The sequence below is a fragment of the Stenotrophomonas sp. S41 genome, assembly GCF_016624625.1.
Taxonomy (GTDB): domain Bacteria; phylum Pseudomonadota; class Gammaproteobacteria; order Xanthomonadales; family Xanthomonadaceae; genus Stenotrophomonas.
Map to the genome: position 1 here is coordinate 1 of NZ_JACVTV010000169.1, position 5,795 is coordinate 5,795.

The window sequence follows — 5,795 nt, forward strand, 5'->3', positions numbered from 1 at the left end:
AACGCACAGCCGCCAGCGGCTGGGCCGGACCCCGGAGGGGGGTTTACGGCGCCCCCCTCAACCGGACCCACCCCGCCAACCCACGGAAAGCCAGCTCTTGACCTTGACGTTGCTCTGGCTTGAAGCAGGTGCAGCGCTGCAAGCCCTGCAGAACAACACTCACCTCGACCGCACCAGCAGGCTGCTGCCCGCACACACCACCGCCAGCCACGCCACGCCGTGCCAACCCCACTGCGCAAGTGCAAGGCTGCCCAGCGCACCACCGGCCGCCATGCCGATGAACATGCCGGTGAACAGCAGCGCGTTGAGACGGCTGCGCGCCGGCGGCACCAGGCCGTAGACCAGGGTCTGGTGCGCCACCAGCGCTGACTGGAAACCGAAGTCGAACAGCAGCGCGCTCACCACCAGCAGCGGCAGCAGCGCCGCCGCCGGCAGCCAGCTGTCGGCCAGCAGCAGGCCGAAGCCCACCAGCGCCACCGCAATCGCCAGGCGTGCCACCGCGTGGCTGCCCAGACGGTCGGCGTAGCGGCCCGCGAACGGCGCCGCCAGCGCACCGGCCGCACCGGCAATGCCGAACGCACCGGCTGCGGCACTGCCCATGCCAAGCCTGGCGTGCAGCATCAGTGCCAGGGTCGACCAGAATGCGCTGAAGCCCACCGCCAGCAGAGACTGGCTGGCCACTGCACGACGCAGCTGCGGCTGCTCGCGCCACAACTGCAGCAGCGAGGCCAGCAACGCCGGATAGCGCAGCGTACTGGTCGGTGCGAAGCGCGGCAGCGCCTTGGCCATCACCGCACCCATCGCCGCCACCGACACCGCCGCCAGCACGAACTGCGTGCGCCAGCCCCAGGCTTCGGCGACCACGCCACTGACCACGCGCGAGAGCAGGATGCCCAGCAGCAGTCCGGTCATGACCCGGCCAACGATCTGCCCGCGGTGTGCGTCCGGGGCCAGTACCGCGGCCGCCGGCACGATGTCCTGCGCGAGAGTGGCCATCAGGCCCACCAGCAGGCTGGCCATCAGCAGGCCCGGCAGCTGGCCGGCCAGTGCCGCGGCCGCCAGCGCCAGCGACAACAGCACCGACTTCAGCAGGATCAGGTGACGACGGTCGAAGCGGTCACCCAGCGGGGCCAGCAGCAGGATGCCCAGCGCGTAGCCCAGCTGGGTCAGGGTCGGCACCAGGCCGACGCCGCGCTCGCTGGCGCCAAGGTCCTGCGCGATCAGGCCCAGCATCGGCTGGCTGTAGTACAACGAGGCCACCGAAAAGCCGGCGCCGACCGCCATCGCCAGGACCAGCGGGGCCGAGGGGGCGGCAGTGGGCGTGGCGGTCACGGAAACAGAGGGGGTGGACATGGATGAACTCCGGGGGAGGAATGGTGCATAGCCTGACGATATTCGCCACACGTCTGTAGTAGGCTCAGCCACATATCATTCATACGCCAAACGCATGACCGACCTGCCCGCTGGCGCCGACCGCCTCGACCTGCTGCGTACCTTCCTGCGCATCGTCGATGCCGGCAGCCTTTCCGCCGCCGCCACCCAGCTCGGCACCACACAGCCCACGGTCAGCCGGCGCCTGCAGGCGCTGGAGCGACAGCTGGGCCTGCGCCTGCTGCAGCGCTCCACCCACGGCCTGCAGCTGACCGAGGACGGCCAGCGCTGCCAGCGCCACGCGCAGCGGGTCATCGACGAGTGGGAGTCTCTGCAGGCCGAACTGCATGGCGAGGCGCAGGTGCTGCGCGGGCGCCTGCGGGTGATGGTGCCGCATGCGTTCGGCCAGGCGCAGCTGCTGCCGACCATGCTGGATTTTCTTGCGCGGCATCCGCAGCTGAGCCTGGAATGGATCCTCGAGGACCATCGCCCGGACTTCGTTGCCGAGGGCATCGACTGCGCCGTGCGCGTCGGCCCGGTGGACGAGCCGCGCATGGTCGCCCTGCCGCTGGCCGAGGTGCCGCGCATCGTGGTGGCCTCGCCCACCCTGGCCGATCCGGCGCGCGTGCGCACGCCCGAGCAGGCGCAGGCACTGCCATGGATCGCGCTGGCCACCTATTACCGCGAGCGCCTGCTGCTGCACGATGCGCAGGGGCGCGCGCACACGCTGTCGATCGCCCCGCGCCTGCTCACCGACAACCTGTTCGTGGTGCAGCGTGCCGCCGTGGCCGGCCTGGGCGCGGCGGTGGTGTCGGCGTGGCTGGTGGCCGACGATCTCGCCGAAGGTCGCCTGGTGCAGCTGCTGCCGCAATGGCAGGCGCCGCCGCTGCCGGTGCACCTGGTGTTCCCCGCCGCGCGCCAGCAGCCGCTGCGGCTGCGCGCGTTCATCGATGCGATGAAGGAAGCGCTGCCGCAGCTGCATGGGATGCGACCGGCGGTGCGCTGAACCGCTGGAAGGGTCAGAGCCCTTTGCGTAGCAAAGGGATCCGACCCTGGGCTGGAGGGTCAGTGTCCGGGGTCGGATCCCTTTCCATCGGAAAGGGCTCTGACCCCACAAGCGATCACTCAGCCTTGGCTGCCTCGGCATTCCACGCCGCGACCTTGGCCTTGGTGTCGGCCAGCATCTTGTCCAGCGCCGCGCGGTCATACACGGTGCCGCGCAGGATCACGCTGTCGATCTTTTCCGTCGCGGCGATGTCCTGCAGCGGGTTGGCGGTCAGCAGCACCAGGTCGGCGGCCTTGCCACTGGCGACGCCACCGTAGCGGTCCATCTGGCCGAACCACGCCGGGCCGGAACGCGTGGCCGCCGACAGCGCCTGCGGCGCGCTCAGGCCTTCCTTCACGAACAGCTGCAGTTCCTGGTGCAAGGCAATGCCCGGGAAGTTGTACGAGTTGAGGAAGCCGGCATCGGTACCGGCGATGATCGTCACACCCGCTTCCTGCAGCATCGGCAGCACCGAGGCCACCTGGTGGTACTGCGCGTGGCGCGCTTCGATCTGCGCCGGGGTGGCCTTGGCTGCACGATCCACACGCCATTGGTAGGTCGCACGCAGGCCCGGGCCGATGTAGGCCAGGTACGGATCGTTGGCGTGGTCATCCTGATCGAGGAAATCGAGGATGCGGCCGCCATTGAGGGTCGGGGTGACGAACACGCCGCGCTTGGCGAAGTCGCGGTAGGCGTGCATCGCCGTATCGTGGTCGAAGCTGGCATCCAGGCGGCGGTTGGCCTCGGCGCGGTCGATGCGACCGGCACCGAAATCGGCAGCGATCTGCGCTTCATCCTTGCTGCCGGCCTTGAACGCGTAGTCCAGATGCTCGATCGAGGCGAGGCCGGCATCGAGCGCCTGTTCGACGGTCAGCGCCATCGGGATATGGCCCGAGGCCTTGAAGCCGGCCTTGCGCGCGGCGCTGGCCGAGTACAGGAACAGCTCCGGCTTCAGCGTGCTGTCGGTGATCTTCACGAAATCGACCTTGTCGTGCTGCAGGCGGGTGATCGCCTTGTCGACGTCAGCCTCGCTGCCCACTTCGATGGTGCCCTTCCAGACCGGCTTGATGCCTTCGATCTTGGCGCCCGAGCTGAGCAGGCGCGGCCCGAACAGCGTGCCGTTGGCGATCTCGCCGCGCCACTGCAGCACCTGCTCCGGCAGGTCGCCCGAACAGTCGCGCACGGTGGTGATGCCATGGGCGATATACAGCGGCAGCAGCGCCTTGTTCTCTTCGATGAGGGCCGGGCCGCCGCCGAAGTGCACGTGCATGTCCCACAGGCCCGGGATCAGGTACTTGCCCTTGGCATCGATCTGGTGGCTGGCGCTCCACGCGCTGCGCAGCTGCGCATCGGGGCCGACGGCGACGATGTCGTCGCCCCGGATCACCACGCTCTGCCCCGGCAGGCTGCGCGCGTGTTCGACATCGACCACGGTGGCATTGCGGATCAGCAGGTCGGCGCGCTCGGCAGCGGAGGCCGACAACGGTGCGACGGCAAGGAGGATCGCAAGGGACAACGGACGGGACTGGAACATGGACGGCATCCTGGTGGGCACGCGTGACGCGCAGAGTGGAAGGGGTCGGGGTTCAGCGCTGAGCGCCGGCCTGGTGCAGCAGGGTTTCAATGCGGGTGTAGCCACGCTGGCGTGCGTGCATCAGCGGCGTCACGCCATCGCCATCAGCCAGTTCGGGATTGGCGCCGGCGTCGAGCAGCAGCTGCACGATCTGCACATGGCGCGGGCCACCATCGCCGAGCAGGATCGCTTCCAGCAGTGCGGTCCAGTGCAGGCGGTTGACATGGTCCACCGCCACGCCCGCGCGCAGCAGCGTGCGCACGGTGGCCACATGGCCGCGTTCGGCGGCGGGAATCAGGGCGGTGCCGCCGTAGCGGTTGGTGCTGCGCAGATCGGCACCGTGGGCCAGGGTCAGCGCGAGAATGTCATCCAGGCCGCGCGCGCCGGCATACAGGTAAGCGCTGTCCTGCATCGCATCCTTGGCGTTGACGTCGGCACCGGCTTCGATCAGTTCGCGTGCGGCATCGACGTGGTTGCCGTGGGTCGCCAGCAGCAGTGCGGTGCGACCTTCACCATCGCGCGACTCCAGATCGGCATCGTCTTCCAGCGCCGCACGCACGGCGGCGGCATCGCCTCGCGCGGCAGCATCGCGCAGGCGCGCATCGGCCGTGCCGGCCGTGGCCGAACAGCCAGGTAGCACCATCGCCAACAGGCACAGCAGCAACAGGCGACCCAGCGGGCCGGGCAAACGAGGGCGACGAGCGATGCGCATCTGCGGTTCTCCGGTGCAGCGGGGCGCCGTGCTTGCCGCCCCCTGCCCTGCATGGTAGAAGTCGCCACGTGCATCCAGAAGTGAAATGTTCAAATGCAAGACAGTGCCAAATCGAATAGAACGCTGTTCGAACTGGACCTGCTGCGTGCGCTGGTGATGGTGGCCGACTGCGGCAGTTTCACCACCGCGGCTACCCGCCTGCATTCCACCCAGTCCACGGTCAGCCAGAAGGTACGGCGGCTGGAGGAGCTGGCCGGGCACCGCCTGCTCGAACGCGGCCACCGCGACGTGCACCCCACCGATGCCGGGCACACGCTGCTGGGTTACGCCCGGCGCATGCTCGACCTGAACGAGGAAATGGCCCAGGCCCTGGCCGGCGCCACGGTGGAGACCGCGGTGCGCATCGGCGTGCCGGAGGACTTCGTCAACGCGCAGACCACGCGGATGCTGGCCGCGTTCAGCCGCCGCCACCCGCAGGTGAAGCTGGAAATCAGCAGCGGTCTGAGTCGCGACCTGGCCCATGGCTTCGACCATGGCGAACTGGACCTGGTGCTGGTCAAGCAGCGCCGCAACACGCGCCAGGCGGTGCACTGCCGGCGCGAGCCGATGCACTGGATCGACAGCCAGCGCAGCAGCAGCCTGCAGCTGGATCCGCTGCCGCTGGTGACGTTCCCGCCGCGCGGCCTGTACCGCGACGAGATGATCCAGGCGGTGGAGGCACTCGGCCTGCGCTGGCGCATCGCGTTCACCAGTTCGTCGCTGAGCGGCATCCAGGGGGCGGTGGCCGATGGCATCGGCATCAGCCTGCTGCCGCGTCGCGCGGTGAGCCGCGAGCACCGCGTGATCGATGGTGAGCGTGGCCTGCCGGTGGTGGAGAACTATGAGATCGGGCTGCTGCATCGGCCGGATGCGGATGATGCGGTGCGCGCGCTCGCCGCCGAGCTCTGGCGGCAGGTCCAGCGCGAGGCGGAGTAGTGCTCTGCAGGGCTGCGCCCTGCACCTGCCGAAGCCGAAGCCGAAGCAACAGCAGAAGCTGGGTTCCTGTGGGTTGGCGGGGTGGGTCCGGTTGAGGGGGACGCCGTGAACCCATCCAT

General features: G+C 69.2%; 5 protein-coding genes. 2 read left to right on the forward strand and 3 right to left on the reverse strand.

The window, feature by feature from the left end:
• Positions 1–159: 159 nt before the first annotated feature.
• On the reverse strand, positions 160–1,353 hold the full coding sequence (locus IAE56_RS20340; protein WP_200753765.1) for an MFS transporter: 1,194 nt from the start codon (positions 1,351–1,353) through the stop codon (positions 160–162).
• 94 nt (positions 1,354–1,447) lie between these two features.
• Between IAE56_RS20340 and IAE56_RS20345 the strand changes: the two genes are divergently transcribed.
• A complete protein-coding gene (locus IAE56_RS20345) occupies positions 1,448–2,377 on the forward strand; it encodes a LysR family transcriptional regulator (protein ID WP_200753766.1) in 930 nt (309 codons plus the stop codon).
• A gap of 115 nt (positions 2,378–2,492) precedes the next feature.
• On the opposite strand, the gene IAE56_RS20350 is transcribed toward IAE56_RS20345, so the two are convergent.
• Together IAE56_RS20350 and IAE56_RS20355 are read right to left on the reverse strand one after the other, a co-directional pair.
• The gene (locus IAE56_RS20350; protein WP_200753767.1) at positions 2,493–3,950 is read right to left on the reverse strand and encodes an amidohydrolase family protein; all 1,458 of its coding nucleotides are present in this window, start codon (positions 3,948–3,950) and stop codon (positions 2,493–2,495) included.
• A gap of 52 nt (positions 3,951–4,002) precedes the next feature.
• Positions 4,003–4,701 carry an ankyrin repeat domain-containing protein gene (locus tag IAE56_RS20355; RefSeq protein WP_200753768.1) on the reverse strand — a complete coding sequence of 233 codons (699 nt, stop codon included), beginning with the start codon at positions 4,699–4,701 and terminating at the stop codon, positions 4,003–4,005.
• A 93-nt stretch (positions 4,702–4,794) separates the two neighbouring features.
• On the opposite strand from IAE56_RS20355, the gene IAE56_RS20360 reads away from it, so the two are divergent.
• Positions 4,795–5,676, forward strand: a complete 882-nt coding sequence (locus IAE56_RS20360; protein WP_200753769.1) for a LysR substrate-binding domain-containing protein — start codon at positions 4,795–4,797, stop codon at positions 5,674–5,676.
• Positions 5,677–5,795 lie beyond the last annotated feature (119 nt).